Annotated in this window: 17 protein-coding genes and 1 pseudogene; 5 read left to right on the forward strand and 13 right to left on the reverse strand. The window is 65.9% G+C overall.

The annotated features are described in order from the left end of the window. A partial coding sequence (locus ACXC9Q_RS27280) for an amidase family protein (RefSeq protein ID WP_457059477.1) occupies window positions 1–901 on the forward strand: 901 nt, incomplete at its 5' end. Window positions 902–913: 12 nt separating this feature from the next. Beyond that, a complete protein-coding gene (locus ACXC9Q_RS27285; RefSeq protein ID WP_457059478.1) occupies window positions 914–1,810 on the forward strand; it encodes an RNA polymerase subunit sigma-70 in 897 nt (298 codons plus the stop codon). Between the two features lie 460 nt (window positions 1,811–2,270). Here the strand turns inward: ACXC9Q_RS27285 and ACXC9Q_RS27290 are convergent, their stop codons facing one another. The 4 genes from ACXC9Q_RS27290 to ACXC9Q_RS27305 form a co-directional block, all read right to left on the reverse strand. Next, window positions 2,271–3,029, reverse strand: coding sequence for a L,D-transpeptidase family protein (locus ACXC9Q_RS27290; RefSeq protein WP_457059479.1), 759 nt, complete (start codon window positions 3,027–3,029; stop codon window positions 2,271–2,273). A gap of 73 nt (window positions 3,030–3,102) precedes the next feature. After that, the gene (locus ACXC9Q_RS27295) at window positions 3,103–3,279 is read right to left on the reverse strand and encodes a GNAT family N-acetyltransferase (protein ID WP_457059480.1); all 177 of its coding nucleotides are present in this window, start codon (window positions 3,277–3,279) and stop codon (window positions 3,103–3,105) included. Between the two features lie 39 nt (window positions 3,280–3,318). Next, window positions 3,319–3,675, reverse strand: a complete 357-nt coding sequence (locus ACXC9Q_RS27300; protein ID WP_457059481.1) for a GNAT family N-acetyltransferase — start codon at window positions 3,673–3,675, stop codon at window positions 3,319–3,321. A gap of 25 nt (window positions 3,676–3,700) precedes the next feature. Beyond that, on the reverse strand, window positions 3,701–4,117 hold the full coding sequence (locus ACXC9Q_RS27305) for a hypothetical protein (protein ID WP_457059482.1): 417 nt from the start codon (window positions 4,115–4,117) through the stop codon (window positions 3,701–3,703). Between the two features lie 205 nt (window positions 4,118–4,322). Between ACXC9Q_RS27305 and ACXC9Q_RS27310 the strand changes: the two genes are divergently transcribed. After that, window positions 4,323–5,210 carry a LysR family transcriptional regulator gene (locus ACXC9Q_RS27310; protein ID WP_457059483.1) on the forward strand — a complete coding sequence of 296 codons (888 nt, stop codon included), beginning with the start codon at window positions 4,323–4,325 and terminating at the stop codon, window positions 5,208–5,210. 21 nt (window positions 5,211–5,231) lie between these two features. Here the strand turns inward: ACXC9Q_RS27310 and ACXC9Q_RS27315 are convergent, their stop codons facing one another. The 8 genes from ACXC9Q_RS27315 to ACXC9Q_RS27350 all read right to left on the reverse strand — a co-directional run bounded on the left by ACXC9Q_RS27315 (window position 5,232) and on the right by ACXC9Q_RS27350 (window position 13,430). Further along, window positions 5,232–5,990: an alpha/beta fold hydrolase gene (locus ACXC9Q_RS27315; protein WP_457059484.1), complete on the reverse strand. Its 759-nt coding sequence runs from the start codon at window positions 5,988–5,990 to the stop codon at window positions 5,232–5,234. 282 nt (window positions 5,991–6,272) lie between these two features. Next, window positions 6,273–7,247 carry an aldo/keto reductase gene (locus ACXC9Q_RS27320; protein ID WP_457059485.1) on the reverse strand — a complete coding sequence of 325 codons (975 nt, stop codon included), beginning with the start codon at window positions 7,245–7,247 and terminating at the stop codon, window positions 6,273–6,275. A 58-nt stretch (window positions 7,248–7,305) separates the two neighbouring features. Continuing rightward, window positions 7,306–8,271 carry a hypothetical protein gene (locus ACXC9Q_RS27325; RefSeq protein ID WP_457059486.1) on the reverse strand — a complete coding sequence of 322 codons (966 nt, stop codon included), beginning with the start codon at window positions 8,269–8,271 and terminating at the stop codon, window positions 7,306–7,308. After that, window positions 8,268–9,569, reverse strand: coding sequence for a family 4 glycosyl hydrolase (locus tag ACXC9Q_RS27330; protein ID WP_457059487.1), 1,302 nt, complete (start codon window positions 9,567–9,569; stop codon window positions 8,268–8,270). The genes ACXC9Q_RS27325 and ACXC9Q_RS27330 overlap by 4 nt, the downstream gene beginning before the upstream one ends. 7 nt (window positions 9,570–9,576) lie before the next feature. Continuing rightward, window positions 9,577–10,347 carry a 6-phosphogluconolactonase gene (locus ACXC9Q_RS27335; RefSeq protein WP_457059488.1) on the reverse strand — a complete coding sequence of 257 codons (771 nt, stop codon included), beginning with the start codon at window positions 10,345–10,347 and terminating at the stop codon, window positions 9,577–9,579. Window position 10,348: 1 nt separating this feature from the next. Continuing rightward, window positions 10,349–11,161, reverse strand: coding sequence for a carbohydrate ABC transporter permease (locus tag ACXC9Q_RS27340; protein ID WP_457059489.1), 813 nt, complete (start codon window positions 11,159–11,161; stop codon window positions 10,349–10,351). Next, window positions 11,158–12,090 (reverse strand): carbohydrate ABC transporter permease, encoded by a 933-nt coding sequence (locus tag ACXC9Q_RS27345; RefSeq protein WP_457059490.1) that lies wholly within the window; start codon window positions 12,088–12,090, stop codon window positions 11,158–11,160. Before ACXC9Q_RS27345 ends, ACXC9Q_RS27340 begins: the two co-directional genes overlap by 4 nt. Further along, window positions 12,087–13,430 (reverse strand): ABC transporter substrate-binding protein, encoded by a 1,344-nt coding sequence (locus ACXC9Q_RS27350; RefSeq protein ID WP_457059491.1) that lies wholly within the window; start codon window positions 13,428–13,430, stop codon window positions 12,087–12,089. Before ACXC9Q_RS27350 ends, ACXC9Q_RS27345 begins: the two co-directional genes overlap by 4 nt. Before the next feature lie 119 nt (window positions 13,431–13,549). Here ACXC9Q_RS27350 and ACXC9Q_RS27355 point away from each other — a divergent pair, with 119 nt between their 5' ends. Then, window positions 13,550–14,263: a GntR family transcriptional regulator gene (locus tag ACXC9Q_RS27355; RefSeq protein ID WP_457059492.1), complete on the forward strand. Its 714-nt coding sequence runs from the start codon at window positions 13,550–13,552 to the stop codon at window positions 14,261–14,263. 601 nt (window positions 14,264–14,864) lie between these two features. On the opposite strand, the pseudogene ACXC9Q_RS27360 reads toward ACXC9Q_RS27355, so the two are convergent. Beyond that, window positions 14,865–17,968 (reverse strand): annotated as a pseudogene (locus ACXC9Q_RS27360) (DUF3427 domain-containing protein). Window positions 17,969–18,350: 382 nt separating this feature from the next. Here ACXC9Q_RS27360 and ACXC9Q_RS27365 point away from each other — a divergent pair. Then, window positions 18,351–18,773: a hypothetical protein gene (locus ACXC9Q_RS27365; protein WP_457059493.1), complete on the forward strand. Its 423-nt coding sequence runs from the start codon at window positions 18,351–18,353 to the stop codon at window positions 18,771–18,773. Window positions 18,774–18,776: the final 3 nt, after the last annotated feature.

An 18,776-nucleotide genomic window follows, 5' to 3' on the forward strand; every position in this document is an offset into this window, starting at 1 on the left:
CGCGGCCGCCGCGGCGGCAGGCTACGGACCGATCCACATCGGCACCGACATCGGCGGCTCGATCCGCCTGCCTGCGGGGTGGTGCGGTCTGGTCGGCCTCAAACCCACACACGGCCGGGTCGCGGTCGGCAACCCGTACCCGGGCCGGGCGATCGGCCCCCTCACACGTACGGCGGGCGACGCGGCGCTGGCCTTGTCCGTCATGTCCGGCTACGACCCGCGCGACCACACCTCCCTCCCGGCCGCGTCGGACAATTACGAGGTCACCGTCGACGGTCTCCGCGTGGCGTTGCTGCTGGACGCCGGCGTCGGTCTGCCGGTGGATCCCGAGGTGACCGCGGCCGTGTCGTCGGCGGCCGCCGTACTGGAGAAGGGCGGCGCGGTCGTCGAGCCGATCGGCCCGATCATCACGCGCGAGATGCTCGACGGGTTGGATCGCTTCTGGCGGGTGCGGTCCGCGGTGGATATCGCGGCGTTGCCCGACGATCGCCGGGCCAAGGTGCTCCCGCAGATCCGTTCGTGGGTATCGACGGCCGGTGATGTGTCGGGTTTCGACGTCTTCCACGGATACAGCCAGATGGGCGCTATGGCGGCTGCGGTGACCGGTGTGTTCACGTCGTACGACGTCGTCTTGTCGCCGGTGGCGCCGATCACCGCGTTCCCGGCCGAGCTCGCGTATCCGACGGACGATCCATCGAAGCCGTTCGAGCACATCGGGTTCACCGTGCCGTACAACATGTCCGCCCATCCCGCGACCACAGTCAACGTCGGTTGGTCGACGTCGGGTCTACCGATCGGGGCGCAGCTCGCCGTACCGCATCATCAGGATCTGAGCGCTCTTGCTCTAGCGGGATACCTCGACAGCCGGCAGACCGAGCGGCGAGACTGGCCAATGAGGTGAGGTCTTGGTGTGATGAACGGCGTCGGGGAGGTCGCGGGGCGCGCTGATCCACCGCAGCGCGGCTTGATCTCGCACTGCTACCGGATGCTCGGCTCCATCACCGAGGCGATCGAGGTCGCCGGCGGCAGCGCGACGTACGAGGCCGCGACGCGCGAGTGCCTGGAGCGCGCCGGCACCCGTCCCCTCCCCACCGACCTGGCCGCCGCGAGCGACGACCCCGAGGGCGAATTGCACCAGCGGTCGGAGGTGCTCTGGCTCGAACCGTTCCCCGACGAGCTCGCGGACGGGAACCTCGTCGATCTGGCGCTCATCGCCGCGCTCCAACGCCTGCCCGCCCAGGAGCGTGCGGCGGTGATCCTGCACGACCTCGAGCAGTGGTCCCCGGATCGGATCACCGGCCTGCTCGGCCCGGTCGACCTCCCACAGGCCAGAGCCAACCTCCGCCCTGAGCGCGGCCATCAGGTCCACCAGCCCGAGCTCGTCAGCCGCTACCAGGCTGCCTTCGAGCGGTACGACGTACCCACGATCGTCACGTTCTTCGCGGACGACGCGATTTGGGAGATGCCGCCGTTCACATCGTGGTTCCGGGGCGCACGCGATATCGGCCGCCTTATCTCGACCCACTGCCCGGCCAAGGGTCCCGGCGACCAGGTCCTGATCCCGATCAAGGCCAACCGCCAACCCGCCTTCGCCGTCTACATGCGCGACCCGATCGACAACGTCCACCGAGCCTTCCAGCTCCAGGTCCTCACCCTCACCGCCGCCGGCATCATCCACGCCATAGCCTTCTTCGACCTGAGCCTCTTCCCCACGTTCCACCTCCCCGACCTACTAGCAGGCCTGCCCCCAAACCCGTACGACGGCACCCCTCGCCCCCACGTAGAGCGCCTCCACGACCCGCACAACTAGGTGCTAGCAGGTTGGGTCGCCGACGGTCCGGCAGACACCACCCCGCCAGGCCGCACAGCAGCCCGGCTGCCACGCGTCTCCGGGATCTGGTGCACAGAGTCGATCCTCGCCGTCGTCCAGAGCGCCGACCCACCACGGCTGAGGACAGCGCGTGTGGAGGCGGTGGATGGAACGGACTTGACCACGGCATGGGGTGGGTACGGATTCGCGGGGCGGATCTGTGCCACTCATCAAGCAGACACCGCCCTGGCCGGTCACGCTCAGACCGGCGCCGGTGATGACGTGGCGGTGGGTTGGTGAGTGCCTCAGGTCCACACCAGCAACGATCAAGGCAGGCCGGCCTCGACATCGCAAGGACCGCTCACGAGACAAGAGCGCTATTTCTTGTTCACGCGCCCAGCAGATCCCCGCTCCCGAAGGCTTTCCCTTGCCCGGAGCATCCAGGGTCGGCTACCTCGGCTCAGTACTCGCCGTAGACCTGGACTTTGGTGCCGATGGGGGTGTCGGCGAAAATCTGGTGGATTTCGGGGCGGAGGACGCGGACGCAGCGGTGGCTGGCGGGGTAGGGCTTGATCAGGGAGTTGACCCGGGAGCCGTGCAGGGCGATGCCGGGGCGGTCGCGGAGGAAGTAGAGGGAGTCGTACATGAACGCGTCGTCGTACAGGCTGCTCTCGTGTGCGCCGGCCCACTTGCGCCAGACCGTGCCGGTGCGGTTCGGGGTCTCGTACCCGGGTGCGCCGGTCGAGATCCAGACGATCCGCTTGTAGGTCTTCCCAACGATTTGATACAGGATCTGGCAGGTCTTGTTCACGTAGATGCCGGGCGAGCGCGTCGGCGCCGGCCGCTTGGTTGCGTTGAGCACCGAATACGCGTCGTTCAGGGTGAGCCCGGCGCGGCTGACCGGCATGCCGTTGGTCTCGCGCCACGCGCACAGCGCCTGCTTGGCCCGCGCGGTGATGTCACCGTCGATGTCGCCGACCGGGTACCCGAGCTTGTCCAGCTGCCGCTCGACGCGCAGCGCGTAGTACTGCGGCTTCTGCTTCACCTTGGGCTTCGGCTTCATCGGAGTCGGCTTGGCGGTCGTCGGTGTCGCGGACGGCTTACTCGACGTCGACGCCTTGGGGGAGGGAGTCGACTCGCTCGCGGCCACGTCGGAACACCCGGCGAGCACGAACGCTAGTACGACGGCACCGGCAACGAGACCACGTCGACGAGACACGATTCCCCTCTCCCTCGAGCACTTTTCAGAGTCGCAGAACCACGCCGTGTGATCCGGCAGCGACCCGCCGAGATTAGTGCTCCGAGGGTTCCCCGAACGCGTCGTTCCCCGATCCCGTCACCGAACCGTTGTCGACGACAGGTCCCGGGTCGCCCCGCAACCTGCTGTACAGATATCCGTCCCGGTACTTCCCGGCCCGGAACTCGCACGCCCGGATCACCCCTTCGAGGATGAAACCCGCCTTCTCCAACGACTTCTGTTCGGCCAGATTCTCCGCATGCGTCGCGGCCTAGATCCGCTGCACGGGCGTGTGGTGGAAGAGATAGTCGGTCAGCAAAGCCTGCGCCCGCCAGCCGATCCCACGCCCGCGGTACTCCGGCAGCAGTGCGATCCCGATCTCCCAGTACGACGTCCTGCTGTCGAACGACCCGGTCCGCCAGCTCACCAACCCAGCCGTCTCGTCGCCGGACCGGACCATCAACCGCCCGTCGTCCGTGCCGAGGAACCCGTCCTCGGCGAACCGTCGTGCCGGCGCCTGCGCGTCCCGGAATCCGGCCCAGTCCAGCCCGATCAGCCCGGGTTCGACAACGAACCGCCGGAACAACTCCAGATCCCCTTCACCGACGGGCCGCAGCTCGATCCGCATCCGGCCAGACTAGGTCGATCGGGGGTTAGAGACCGAGGTCCCGAAGGAACTGAGGCTTGTAGGCCTGCATCACGACGTACCGCTGATCCGGCACCTCCATGCCCGCGTTCTTCGCCGCGTCACTGGCGGCGTCGTGCTCACCCACCGGCACACTCGGGTCGGTCCAGTCCTGCTCGGCCGGATTCCACCGCGTCACCGTGTACTCGGCGTCGATCTTGTCGTGGGCGACCAGTTCCTTGGCGGTCCGCTCCGCTTCCTGCGCATCCTCGAGGGTGTGCGTGTAGAGCAGCATCCGGTTCCCGTCCCGGGTCACCGTCACCTGACTCCCGAGGCGCTTCTGCGCGTCATCGTCCAGATCCAGTGCCCGCAACCGCTCCCAGAACGTCAACCTGTGCTCGTCGTTCCCGAGCACGACCTCAACCCGAAACTCCTCATCCGCCATGCTCGACAGCCTACCGATCTCAACCCCCACGCCGCCCCCAACCTCACCCACCCGGCTCCCGGGTGGTGTCGCGACGGTTTGGGGAGAGTTTTGCCCCCGAAACGGGCTGAAACGGGCAGAAACCCTCCTCAGTCGACCTTCTTCCGCGTGGCCAACATGCGGGATGGCTGAATCGTTTTGCTTCGATCGACTAGAGTTCTGAGTCATGGAGCTGAGGCACTTGGAACACTTCGTGGCGGTGGCCGAGCAGAAGCACTTCACGCGGGCGGCCGAGGCGATGTCGATCTCCCAGTCCGGCCTGTCCGCCTCGATCCGCGCCCTCGAGCGCGAGCTCCGCGCCTCTCTCTTCGTCCGCAACACCCGCAGCGTCGAGCTCACCGAGGCCGGCCGAGCCCTGCTGTGCGAGGGTCGCCGTACTCTCGCCGCCGCTGAGGCAGCCAAGGACGCGGTCGCCGCGGTCCAGGGTCTGCTGCGCGGCCACCTCACCGTTGGCCTCGAGCAGTGCCTCGGCGTGGTCGACGTACCGGCTCTGCTTGCCAAGTTCCGCTCCGCCTATCCCGGTGTCGAGATCGAGGTCCGCCAGGGCGGTTCCACCCCGATGCTCGACGAGCTGGCGTCCGGTCGCCTCGACGTCGCGTTCGTCGCCACGGACGGTGACCGCGTCGACGGCTTGGACCTCCGCCCGCTCTCCCGGGAGTCGATGGTCCTCGTCTGCGCCCCCGACCACCGCCTCGCCAAGGCGTCCGCGGTCTCCCTCGACGACCTGGTGGGGGAGTCGTTCGTGGACTTCGACCCCACCTGGGGGGCCCGTACGATCTCCGACCAGGCCTTCACCACCGCCGGCGTCGCTCACCCCGTGACGATCGAGGTGAACGACGTACACACGCTCCTGGCGCTGGTCGCCCACAACCTCGGCGTAGCCCTCGTCCCCGAACGCATCGCCGCCAAACGCGGCGACCACATCACCGTCGGCCTCACCCCCGGCAGCGCCGCCGACTGGCAGGTTTCCGTAGCCGTCCCCACCGGCACAGCCGCCTCCCTGGCCGCCGACGCCCTCCTCGGCATGCTCCCGACGACAGCGGTCCACAACTAGTACGACGTGAGGGCGGCGGTCTCAGCCGGCCGGGATCGTGCCGTGGCCGACCCACGCCATCAGCTGCATTTCGGGCTCACGCCGGGGGCCGAAATGACCGCCGTCCACCCACAGCAACTCGGCGTTGGGTATGTGCCGCACGAGCCATTCCCCGTGTGCGGGTGGTACCGAGGTGTCGTCGCGCGCCAGCATGATTCGTGTCGGCGCCTGGACATCCTCGACCGACAACCCCCAATCACGGGCGTCCGACAGACAATCGTCGACGTACCCGGCTGAACCCTGCCGACTGGACTCGTCGAACGCTTCCATGAGCATCGTCCAGTCGTCCTTCGGGACCTCCAGCTCGGGCAGACCGGCCTTCACCCAGTCCATCATCTCCCGCCAATCGGCCTCCAGCGCCGCCTTGCCCTCCACGGCGTGCTGCCAACCGTGCCGGGCGTAGTCGTCCATGCCGTCGTAGAAGTCGAGCCCCTTAGCCGTGAAGGGAGCAGATCCGACAACGGTCGCGCAGCGGCTCACGCGATCCGGCAGCAAAGCAGCAGCAGCCAACGCCGGCGAGGCACCACCCGAAACACCGGCGACCCCGAATTGCTCCAGCCCGAACGCATCCGCGATCGCGCGTACGTCGGCCGCCGCATCCGCCCCCCGCCGACCCGGAACCCGCGTAGACACCCCATAACCGGGCCGGTCGTAGGTGAACACCCTCAGGTGATTCCGTGCGTACGCATCACCCGGCTCACGCAGAAACCGGCTCCCCGGCGTCCCATGCAACCAAAACATCGGAGCCCCGTCCGGATCCCCCCACACGCAAACCCCCAACCTCCGACCATCCGGAGTAACCACAACCCTCGTCTGCTCCTCCACGGCACTGCCCCCCACTCACCGAGCCGACGGACCGCCAAACCAAGGCAATCCCGTCATCTCAGCATGGGCCCGCAATCCCAACCCCGCCATGGCCCGACGCCGCTCATCGCGCGGAGCGGCGTCGGTGAGAGGTGAGAACGGACGCGCCGGATGTGTGTCGCTAACTCAGCGGCGCACATCGAGCGGGTCCACCCGTTCTTACCAGGCGTAGTCCTCGGGGGAGGTCTTGTAGCCGGGGAAGATTTCGTCAAGGCGGGCGAGGGCCTTGTCGTCGAGCTTGATGTCGACCGCGCGTACGGCGCCCTCCAGCTGCTCCATCGTCCGCGGGCCGACGATCGGACCGGTCACGGCGGGCTGGTGCAGCAGCCAGGCCAGCGCGAGCTCACCGGGCTCGTGGCCGAGCTCGTCCGCGAACGCCTCGTACTGCTCGATCTGCGGGCGGAGCCTTTCGAGCGTCTCCTTGGCGCGGCCCTCGAGGCGGCGTACGCCCTCGTTCTCCTTGCGGACGACACCGCCGAGCAGACCGCCCTGCAGCGGCGACCACGGGATCACGCCCAGGCCGTACTCCTGCGCGGCCGGCAGCACCTCGCGCTCCACGTCGCGCACGAGCAGGTTGTAGATCGACTGCTCGCTGACCAGGCCGATGTAGTTGCGTCGCGCCGCGGCCTCCTGGGCCTGCGCGATGTGCCAACCCGCGAAGTTGCTGGATCCGGCGTACAGGATCTTGCCCTGCTGGATCGCGACCTCGATCGCCTGCCAGATCTCGTCCCACGGCGTCGCGCGGTCCACGTGGTGGAACTGGTACAGATCGACGTAGTCCGTCTGCAGCCGCTTCAGCGACGCGTCGAGCGCGCGCCGGATGTTGAGCGCCGACAGCTTGCCCTCGTTCGGCCAGCCGTCGCCCATGTCGCCGTAGACCTTGGTGGCCAGCACGGTCTTGTACCGGCGCGCCGGGTCCTTCGCGAACCACTCGCCGATGATCTCCTCCGTGCGACCCGGGTAGATGGCCCGCCCGTACCCGTTGGCCGTGTCGAAGAAGTTGATGCCCTTGTCATGCGCCGCGTCCATGATCGCGTGCGCGTCCCCCACCTCGGTGTGAGGACCGAAGTTCATCGTCCCCAACACGATCCGACTAACCGATAACCCAGTACGTCCAAGATGAGTGAAGTCCATACCCCCACCCTTGCTCGCCGGCGCCAACTCTTCCAACAAAATAATCAGGTCAGTGCCATCACCTGAGCTTCTGAGTCAACCTGCTCCGAACCACTGCGGTCGGGATGGCGCCACCTTCAGCGATCGCATCCAGCAGCGCCCCCACGAGCGCGGGGTCCTGCGTGTGCTGAAGGTCGAAGTCGAGACCGCGGCGCTCACACGTACGGCGGAGCGCAGCAAACAGAGGCGCATCTGGCTCGCGAACGAGGCCGCCGCCGACAACCACCGTGACAGGATCGGCCAGCCCACAAGCGCGGGCGAGGCTGAGGATGTAGTCGGCCAGGCGTTCCGTCTGCGTGTCGACCAGCTCAGCCACCACCGGGTCGTCATCGATGAGCTCCAGGACTGACGGAGCGTACGCCGCCAGAGCCGCGAAGGTGAAGACGTTGCCGCGGGCGGTGGTGGTCTCGAGCATCTCCTCAGGAGTCGATGCGCCGAACAGCGGCGGCAGTACGGCGGTGAGCTTCGTCGACTCAGCCATCCCGAGCTGGGACAGATACACCGCTCGCAACGCCTCACTCACCAGACCTGCGCCGCCGAGCGGGTGCTGCAGCCACCACGACAGCGCCCACTCTTTCATCGGACCCCGGCCGGCCAGTGCGGCCCCGGTGCCGAGTACGACGGAGATGCCTTGTCCATCGAGCCGGCCGCATCGAATCAGCGCGAAGCCGTCGTTCTTGATGCTGAAGGCCCCTTTATCGAAGAGCCCGCCCAGCGCCGCATTCCAGAACTGTTCGTCGACGGGCCAGTCGACACCCGCCAACCGAAAGGCCGCATGCCTGACTTGGGACGGCCCGATGCCCGCGGAGTCGAGTACGTCGCCGACGAGGCCGAGGACGACTGCCTTGGCGGCCTCCGGCCCGGCCGGCGCGTAGATGTCGCCGACACCGCCCCGGGCGAGGCCGACGAGGTCACCGTCGGCCGTCGTCAACCCCGCCCAGGTCTTGGTGTTGCCGGCGTCGACAGCGAGAAAGAGATCTGTCACCTAAGAAGTCTTTCAGGCAGGTACGCCGCGTGCGCCGCGGCCATCTCGTCGTACAAGTGCTCCGCGACCGACAGATCGGGCACCAGCGGGTTCGCGATGAGCGCCCGGATCGCGTCGGCGCGCGTGCCCTCCCACGCAGCCTTCGCCGCCAGCATCTGGTAGTCGGCGAGCTGACGCGTGATGCCCCGAACCGCAAGCGGCAGCGGCTGTTGCGGGTCGATGTGGCAGCCCTTCCGGTTCACGGTGCAGTAGACCTCGACGACGGTCTCCGCGTCGAAGCCCGGGAGTGCATTGTCAACATTAGGAAGGTTGACAGGCAGACGTGCGCCCGTGTCGTTGTAGTAGGCACTCATCACGTCGATCGCCAGTTCGAGCTCGTGGATCCCGCCCCGCGACCGGGCCGGATCGAGGTGCGGGTGGCTGGACGCGGCCTGCTCGCGGTAGTGATCCCAGTACCCGGGGACCGCGTTCATGATGTCTTCCGAACGGGTTGTCGGCGCGGCCTGCTGCGCTCTGAACACCTCGTTACGGAAGTAGTAGTAGTTGAAGTAGTCCGACGGAATGGACCGCATCACCACGGCAAGGTGCAGCGCCCGCTTCGAGTTGGCGTCGAGGGTCGGGTCGTCCTTGCGAGCTTCCCACGCCGCGTCGAGCAGCGGCATGACGTCCTCGCCGTCGTACAGGTGCTCGTAGCTCCAGCAGTTGTGGTTGACGCCGGCCATGGTGACCTTGGCGCGATCAGGGTTGAGCCCGGCCGCCTTGAGTACGACGGGCGGGAACACGATCGGCCCCTCGCACATCGAGTAGATCGGGATGGGCGTGTAGTCCGCGACCGCCTGGGACACGATGTTGACCGGGTTGGTGTAGTTGAAGATCACCGCGCCTGGGGCAACTGCCTGCAGGTCATCGGTGATGCTGCGCATGTCGTTGATGGAGCGCAGCGCCATGAAGAACCCACCAGGGCCCTGCGTCTCCTGCCCGATCACGCCGTGCTTGAGTGGAATACGCTCGTCGAGCGCGCGGGCGGCGAAGTTGCCGGGACGGAAGCTGGTCAGTACGGCGTCGACGTCGGCCAGTCCGGCTCGCTGATCCGTCGTCGCCGTGACGGTGATGTTGTCACCGCCTTCCACAGCGAGCTTCTCGGCGATGCGGCGTACGGTCTCCAGACGCTCCGGGTCCTGGTCGATCAGCACCACCTCCGAACCCGCGAACTCCGGTCCGTGCCACAAGAACGAGGCCATGGTTCCGGCCGCTCTCGAGGATCCTCCGCCGATGTAGGCCATCTTGATTTGAGCCATGTCTTTATCAGACCCCTTCTCGTTCTGACTTGAGTGCGGCTTCTTCATCCGCGTAGATGAGAGCGTTGCGGCAGTCGTGGACGATCGTTGCCGGCCACATCGGGTCGTAGCTGTCGGCCTGGCGAACCCGGTCGAAGGCATACGCCTTGTTGGGTCCCCACAGGAGCATCACCACGGAATGCGAGAGCTCGGCCAGTTCCGCCGTACCGATCGTGACGCCGTACGTCGGGACGTCGGCCGAGGATCGTAGATGCGGGAAAGTGGACAGGTTGTCTCTCCGCGTCGACTCGGGCAACTTCACGACCCGGGTCGGCGCGTCCCGCGGCGTACCTGGTCCGTTGAGCGCGACGTGGCCGTCGCCCTGGCCGCTGGCGAGCAGGAAGAGATCAATGCCGCCCAAAGCGAGCACTTGCTGCTCGAGGGCGCCGGGCTCGTTGGGGTCGGGGGCGATCAGACTGTCCGGACGAAGTCCAAGGGGAGCCAGCAGATTTCGTTGAGCCCATCCGATGCAGCTGTGCGGCGTGCTGGGGGACAAGAGCTCCCATTGTCCGGCTTGCCCCGTGACGTACTCGTCCATCATCACCACCTGCAGGCCGTCCATGCGGACTCCACGCTGGTGCGCCAGGCGGTTCAATGCGGCGGCCACCGGCGTCGCACTGCGACCGGCGGGAAAGCCGACGACGTACCGATCCGCGGCGGCAAGCCGATCCAGAATCTGCTCGGCCACGACTTCGCCGATCTGGGCAGCGGAGGACAGCACGGTAATAGGTGTCGCCACGTCACTCCTTGACCGCGCCGGCCATGACGCCGCTGATGAACTCACGCTGGAAGAACAGATAGAGAGCCACGACGGGCAGCGAGACGATCAGCGAGCCGGCGGCCATCAGGTTGACCTGCAGCACGTGCCGGCCCTGAAAGGCGCCCAGGGCAACGGTCGCGGTCTGCTTCTCGGGATCGCCGAGGAAGATCAGCGACAGGAAGAAGTCGTTCCAGGTCCACATGAACGACAGGAGGACCAGGGTGAGGACCGCCGGACGAGCCATCGGGACGAGGATGCGCCACAGGGTGCTCCACACGCTGGCTCCGTCGACGGCAGCGGAGTCCATCACCGAACGGGGGAGCGCTCTGAACGTCGCCCGCATCCAGTAGGTCCCGAACGGAACTCCCATGCCGAGTTGAATGATGACCAGTCCCAGCCACGAGTTGGTGAGGCCGATGCTCTCGAACTCGTAGTACAAGGGAATGACGATCACTTCAGTGGAGACCATCATCCCCAGCAGGATGACCGGGAAGAGGAACCGCTCGCCGACCACACCGAGGATGCCGAACGCATAGCCGGACAGGATGGCGAGCACGGTCTGTCCGATGACCGCGGACACCGTGATGACCAGGGACGCGTACATGGAGTGGGCGAGGTTGCCGTCGTGCCAGGCCGCGCCGAAGTTGCTCCACGCGATCGTCGAGAAGTCCAGTGCGCCCGAGGTGTTGGGGCTGAGGGAGGTCAGGACGAACCATGCGACGGGGAACAGCACCCCGATCGTCAGCGCGATGACGATCACGTAGTTGGTGGCGCGCTCGTACCTGGAGATCATCGGTCTTTGTTCTCCATGATCCTTGTGATGCCGACCGCGATGCCGAGGCAGAGGACGGCCAGGACCACCCCAGTCGCGGAGGCCTTGCCGACATCCGGGTTGACGAAGGCCAACTGGTACAGGAGAAGCGCCGGGGTAGTGGTGGCAGTCCCCGGGCCGCCCTGGGTCGTGATGTAGACCATGTCGAAGGTCCGCAGTGCGCCGGTGATGGTCAGGGTCAGCGCGATGGCCATCTGACCTCGCAGGCTCGGGAGGGTGATCAGCCTGAACTCCTGCCACCGCGTCGAACCGTCCAGCCGCGCGGCTTCGTAAAGCTCGTCCGGGATGGCGAGGATGCCGGCGAGGAACAGCACCATGGTGAACCCGAAGCCACCCCAGACACCGATCATGCCGAGCGACGGAAGGGCCCAGGTGAAGTCACCGAGCCAGTTGCGGGTCAGGTGGTCCAGGCCCACCCAGCGCAATGCGCCGTTCAGGGGGCCATCGGGCGCGTAGATGCGCTTCCAGATGATCGCCACCACGACACTCGTCAACACCTGAGGGAGGAAGAGGAACCAGCGGTAGATGCCCTCGCCACGGATCTTCGCCCGGCTGAGCAAGGCCGCGCTGATCAGCCCGAGGCCGAGCGGTATCAGGCCGAACATGAGGATCAGCACGAGGACATGTCCGAAGGCGGCGTACATCCGTGGGTCGCGTCCGAACTCGAGGTAGTTCTGCAGTCCGACCCACGACGGCTCGCTGACGCCGTCCCACTTGTAGAACGAGTAGTTCACCGTCTGGAGCAGCGGTACCAGGACGATTACGCCGTACAGCAGGAGTGCGGGCGACAGGTAGAGCAGCCCGATCCAGCGCCTCTTTTGGGCTTGCCTCGAGGCCGTTCGCGACCTCGGTTTCGCGCCGACCGCCAGACGAGAGGTCTGAACAGTCATCGTCGTCCGGCCTGGAACTTGTCGTAGTCGGCCTGAACCGCCTTGACCACCTCGTCAGGCGCGCTCCGGCCGGCCAGCAGCAACTGGACCTGTCCGCCGAGGGTGTCCAGCATCGAGGGAGTCGACCAGTCGAAGTACGGGACGTAGCCGTTGTCCTTGTCCAGCGACCGCTGACCGGTGATCTCCGTGCCGAACTCAGCGTTGTCCGCCGGTGCCTTGACGTCGTTGAGCAGGGGGAGGAAGCCGTTCTCGACGACGTACTGCGCGGTCTGCGGGCCCGCGAGGAAGTCGAGGAACGAGGCGGCGACATCCGGGTGCGCGCACTTCGAGCCGAGCGCGACGGCGGTGGATGCGCCCGTACCGACGACCTTCCCCCCAGTGGCCTGGGGGAGTTGGACGTAGCCGTACTCCTGCTTCTGGGCACCCTTGAAGGCCAGCGTTCCCGTGTAGTCGAAGCGGAACGCGGACTTTCCCTTGAGGAACGCGTCGATCGCGTCGGCGTACTGGATGCCGGCATGGTTCGGCGTCAGCCAGCTCTTGTCCTGGTACGACTTCAGGCGCTCGGCCGCCTCCGACAACCCGATGTCGCCGGCCTTCACGGCTCCCGTCGAGTACACGAAGTCGTTGATCTTCTTCTGATCGCCGAACAGATCCTGCAGCGCCAGCAGGATCGCCGTCGACGAACCCTTGTCCTGCGACCCGTAGCCGATCGGTACGACGCCCGCGGCCTTGGCCTTCTCACACGCGGCCTCGAAGGACGCGAGGTCGGTGGGCACGGTGGCGCCGATCCGGTCCAGAACTGTCTTGTTGTAGTAGAGGCCGATCAACGACGAGCTGGCGACCGGTGTGGCGAACAGCGATCCGGAGCCCATTTCCTTGCCGTCCGGCGTGAACTGGGTCTGCCGCAGAATCGTGCTCGGGAACTTGTCCCAGCCGAACGCCTTCGAGTAGCCGTCCAGGTTGAGGACCAGTCCCGCCTTGGACAACGTGCCCAGGGACTGCCAGCCGTTGTTGACCGTGATGATGTCCGGCGGGTTCTTCTCCTTCAACCGCAGGTTGGCCGTCTGGGTCAGCTGGCCCCAGTCGACGGACGTGCGTTTGATCGTCACGTTCGGGTACTTCTGCTGGTACGCCTTCACCGCGTTGGCGACCCACTGGGCGGCATCGCCGGACCACCAGTCCAGCATCGACAGCGTCACCGCACCGGCCTTGGCGACGTCGATCGACGTGGCCGGCGCGGACGGGGTGCTGCTCGCCTTGGTGCCCTGTGGCGCGCAACCAGCAAAAGTGAACAGGCCGAGCGCTGCCCCCGACTTCAACACCGTCCGCCTGGTAACCATCATGACTCCTTCGTCCGTGACTTTCCAACCACCCTACGACGCTGAAACCAGTTATGCCAGTCCCAACCAGTTGGCTACCTTGAGCGCGACTGGCTGGTGAAACTGGTATAGTAAGTGCCGTGACAGCAGCAGAACCCGCGGTTGAGCGTGTCAAGAAACGGATCCACGAGGGCATCGTCAGCGGGCGATATCCGAGCGGAAGCAGGCTGCCGAGCGAACGCAGGTTCGCTCTCGAAACCGGCCTCAGCCGCATGACCGTCCGGGCCGGCTTCCAGGCCGCATCCGACGACGGCCTGATCGTCCCGTCACCCCAACGAGGCTGGTACGTCCGCGACCTGGTCCTCCGCGAACCCCCGAGCCGACTCCAGTCCTTCACCGAGATGGCTCACGACCTCGGCTTCCGCCCCAGCTCCGAGCTCCTCGATCGCCGCGAACGCCCCGCCACCCTCGACGAGGCCCACCGCCTCCACCTGGCCCCCACAACCCCCGTAGTAGCGATCCGCCGCCTCCGAGGCATGGACGGCCGCCCCGTCACCGTCGAAGACCTCGTCATCCCGGTCGCCATCGCCCCCTGGCTGACCACCGTCGACCTAACCGACGCGTCCCTCTACGAACTCTTCTCCACCCACGGCATCGAGTTCTCCTACTCCCGCTACACAGTCCAAGCCCAGAACGCCGACCCCACCCTGGCCACCCTCCTCAACCTCCCCGCCGGAGGCGCCATCCTGCTCGCCACCGAAATAGCCTTCACCCAAGACACCACCCCCCTCCTCTCCGGCACCAACCACTACAGAGGCGACGCCTACCAATTCACCGCCGACCTAACCCGCTAACAGTCTGACCCACGCGTGCTACGCAGGCGTTCCTCGTCGCTCCGCTCCTCGTCACCCCCGCTTCGCGCGCTCCCACCGACCCCCGGCTCATCGCCGGTCTGTCCGTGCCGGCTACCGCCGGCGACCTGCGGGCTACCGCCCGCGTGCTGCGCCCTCCTGCGTCGCGCGCCATCAACTCCCCAGGCGACCGCCCGTGCGCGAAACAACTGTCTTCACGCCGATCGCAAGCCAGGAACCCGCATGGCACTAGGCATGCCGATCCTCGACATCAAACCCTGGTTCGCCGGTGTCGCGAGGGTTCGCCCTGGATGGCGATGAGACTGCTGCGCAGCGCAAGCTGGATGATGCTCACACGTGGGCAGCAACCTCTCAGGACGGTCGAAGCTTGCGAACGCTATGGCTGACGAGGGCTTGATCGAACGCGTCAGCTCCCCCGACAGCTGGCCTCAGTTGGACCGACGACATCTGGCCGACGCCACGACGTGCCCGAAGGATTCGAAGTGACTGGCGTGACGTTGGCCGATAAGTACGTCCGCTTGAACCTCAGCAAGATGTCACCAGACGAGTAGGGGACTCCGCCCGGTTCGATTCACCTAGGAACCTATGCGACTACTGACGCTGCTTGGAAGACCTCGGTGGGCATGGGGTGAGTTAGCCGCCAGGTGATGGCGATCGGGCGCTCGCCGGTGTGAGTGGTGTACGCCGCTGGGCCAAGGAAGAGATAGGGGTCTGTGACCCCGTCGGTGCGCTTGTGCTGGCGGGCGAAGATGAGGATGTCCGTGCCCGCTCGCGGTGATTCAGGTAGCGCTGGCCGGTGCGGGAACTCACCGTTGTGCTGCTCTGAGATTCCCAGTGGAAGAGCGTCGGGCTGATTGCATAGTCCTGGTACATCGTCGTGGGGGAGTAGTCGGCCTCGGACTTGGTAAGGGTCACGAGGAACGCGTCGAGGTCCCTCTCCTGTGAATGCAGGACCCCGGATTGGAACGTACCCGGGCGGCGTTCCAGATTCGCGTAGTCGAGGGCGGCGAGGATCTCCTCGCGCTGATACCGAGCATGCACGCGGAGAGGTAGATCGCGGAGCCGACCGCTGAGTTGGAAGGCGCGATGGCGAGCACGGTCCATGGCGAAGTCGGTGATCTCAAGGAGCTCGTCACGCAGGGCGTGCTCTTGGCGGAGCACATCGAGGCCCTCCGCGTAGGACGAGAATCCGCCGCCATTAGGCCACAGTGAGAAGAACAGCATGCGGGCGAACCCTTGGTGGGCTGGAGTCAGTTCGTCGTACGTCGGTCCGTCGTCCTGCAGAAGTCGTCGATAGACGCGGGCCCGGTCAGCGTCGTCGACATGAGCGAGGGCACGTACGCGTCGGAGGAGAGCTGGCTCGCGGCTCGATCCGGTGCGCGTAGGGAGCCCAGCATCCCGGCGAAGTGCGGTCCAGCTGCGGCCAGGTCGCAGTACGTCGCTGAGCTCTGTACCGGACTCCTCGAGGAATGTCGGCAGCGTCTGGTCGCCTTGCGCCCTGAGCTCCTTGACCATGTCCTGCCACCGACCGGCGATCTGGCCCTGAAGGTTGGAGAGGACTACCTCCTGCGCGATCTTGTCTAGCACGATCTGGCAGCCAGGCGGGAGGAAGGGGAAGCCATGCTCGACCTGGCGTTCCAGACCTTTTCGCGTCTCGCCGGTCAGAGCGCGAAAGCGCAGGTCGAAGCGGAACTCCTTGCGCTGGTGACCGACAAAGTCGAGGGCGGTGAGGACCGGCTTACCTTCGGCTTGGCGTAGGCCTCGACCGAGTTGTTGAAGGAAGACAGTGGGACTCTCGGTCGGCCGGAGAAAGAGGACTGTGTTGACCTCTGGTAGGTCGAGTCCTTCGTTGAAGAGATCTGCGGCGAACAGCGCATTGACGCGGAGTTCCTTCAAGTCACGCAATGCCTGATCACGGTCGGAGGTCGGGGTCTGGCCGGACACGGCCCGGGCTGGGATGCCTGCCCTGCTGAAGACTCCGGCCATGTACTCGGCATGCGCGACGGACACGCAGAAGCCGAGCGCTCTCATGGACCTCAGATCCGTGAGCTTGTCCCTCACTTGGTTCACTACGATGGCAGCACGTCGATCGTTGCCCGTGTAGAGCTTCTCGAGTTGCTGCTCGTCGTACCTGCCTCGTTTCCACTGAAGATCGGCCAGGCTGGTGTTGTCAGAGATCCCGAAGTAGTGAAAGGGAGACAGGAGGTCCGCAGACAGGGCGTCCCAGAGCCGAAGTTCTACCGCAGCTCGTCCGCCGAAGTAACTCAGCAGGTTAAAGCCATCGGTGCGTTCTGGCGTCGCTGTCAGACCGAGTAGCTCGCTGGGCTGCAGGTGATTGAGCAGCCGACGATACGTTGGCGCTGCGGCGTGATGGAACTCGTCAACGACCACGATTTCGAACGCGTCCATAGGCATTGTCGTGACGTCATACGAGTGAAGAGCCTGCACGGACGCAAAGACGTGTCGCCAACGCTCGGGGCGTGCGCCGGAGAAGTACTCCTCGCCGAAGGTGGCGTCGGCGAGGACCTCGCGGTAGGTGCGAAGCGACTGCTGCAGGATCTCCCGACGGTGAGCGACGAACAGGAGTGACGGCGCTGGCTCCCCTCGCCGAAGCGCCGCATCGCGAAGCCGGCGATAGTCGAGCGCTGCGATGACCGTCTTGCCGGTGCCGGTTGCAGCGACAACCAGGTTGCGATGGCGGTCATGGACCTCGCGTTCGACCTCGATCTCCTCGAGCATCTCGGCCTGATACGGCCGCGGACGTACTTCGAGGCCGGCGAGGGAGATGGTGACTCGATCTGATGCCTTGCGGTTACCGGCTTCTGCGAGGGCATCGTCGAGGCGGTCACGGTCGCGCGCTGGGTCATAGGACTCGAAGGTTGAGTCATTCCAGTAGGTGTCAAAGGTCGCGCCGAACTTGTTCAACAGACCTGGCGTGGCTATCCGCGAGAGGCGGACATTCCACTCGACGCCATCGAGTAGGGCGGCTCGCGAGAGGTTTGAGGATCCGACGTACGCCGTGTCGAACCCGGTGTTCCGCCGGAATAGCCATGCCTTGGCGTGTAGACGGGTGCGGAGTACGTCGTACTGGATCTTCACCTCGGCGCCGAAGTCGTTGACGAGTCGGTCGAGAGCGGGTCGATCGGTCGCGCCGAGATAGGTGGTGGTGATGACGCGGAATGGGGCATCGCGAAGTCGGAGGCGCCGCAGTTCCGGCTCGAGTAGGCGGAGGCCGTACCACTTCACGAACGCGCAAATCAGGTCGACTTCATCCGAGGTATCAATCTCGGCGCGTAGCTCCGGCCCCAGCGATGGTTCACCGTGAGCGTTGGTGAGCAGGGCCGCGTCGGATAGCGGAGTACTTGGCCGGGCTTCGCCGTACGTGGTGGTGCCTGGCCGAGCGGGCGGACGCAGGGCGTGCAGCTGACGAGGTTTCCCGTCGGGCAGCGCATCAGTGTGTTCTGCCAGCCGCTGCAGGAGGTCGTTGACTAGAGCAACCCGCTTCCCCTCATCGCGAGTACTTCCGAGCACCCGCAGTACGGCGTCGCCTACATGTCGCGCGAGGACCTCCGGTTGGTCGGCCTCGTCAACATCATGGAGTACGGCTACATGCCCGTCTGTCTGACCGTTCGCGATCGCCTCGAGCAGACCGTTCGTGACCAGCGCGTCATAGATCCCTGGCTTCATTCACCTATCACCCCTCGCAGAGGAGCTTGCCAGACTGCACCGACGGATAGCGGTTTTGATAGGCCACGTGCGTGTCAGGCCGCCTGCGCGTTGGGTCGAGATGGCGGCGGTACGCCGTTACATGCCGGCCTGCTCAAGGTCCTGGGCCAGGATGGGCAGGCTGCGCTCCCACGACCTGAGCTCGGCCGGAGCAGCTCGACGGCCGGTGTGGACGCTTGGCGGGCGGCTCTGGAGGCTGGATCGGAGGTAGAGGTCGAGATTGACCTCGTGTATCGCACTGACAAGAATCGTCCCGACCTGATCGCCGTCAGATACTCGATCGACGGCGTAGTCACGCAGCAGACCATTCGAAACTCCCCGCGCCCCAGACGAGGAACCACAGATGCCGATTCCTGATCAAGCAACGTTGGAGACCATCGGCGCGGCCATGGTGAAGGCAACGCCCGAAGGCTGGGCGAAGGCTGTTCTGAAGGTGTCGACAGTCGCGTCAACGATGGAGACGCAACTCGCGATCGAGATGCTGGATGGCTCGATCGACCCGGGCCTCAGCATTGAAGTCGAGGCACAGATGGCCTGTGACGACCTGCGTGATGCTATGTACGAGGAGGGGAAGGGGACCTGGTACAACGCCGTGTTCAGCGTGACGCCAGGGGCCGGAATCGAGGCAGAGTTCGACTACGACCAGCCTCCCTTCGAGGGCGGTGGAACGCCGGATCTACTGGAGGATGATCAGCGGGCCTATCCACGCGACGCAGCGCACCTTCCGACATGGCATCCGTCCAGTGCTGAGTCCGTCGACGATTGATTA

This window comes from Kribbella sp. CWNU-51, from assembly GCF_054073265.1.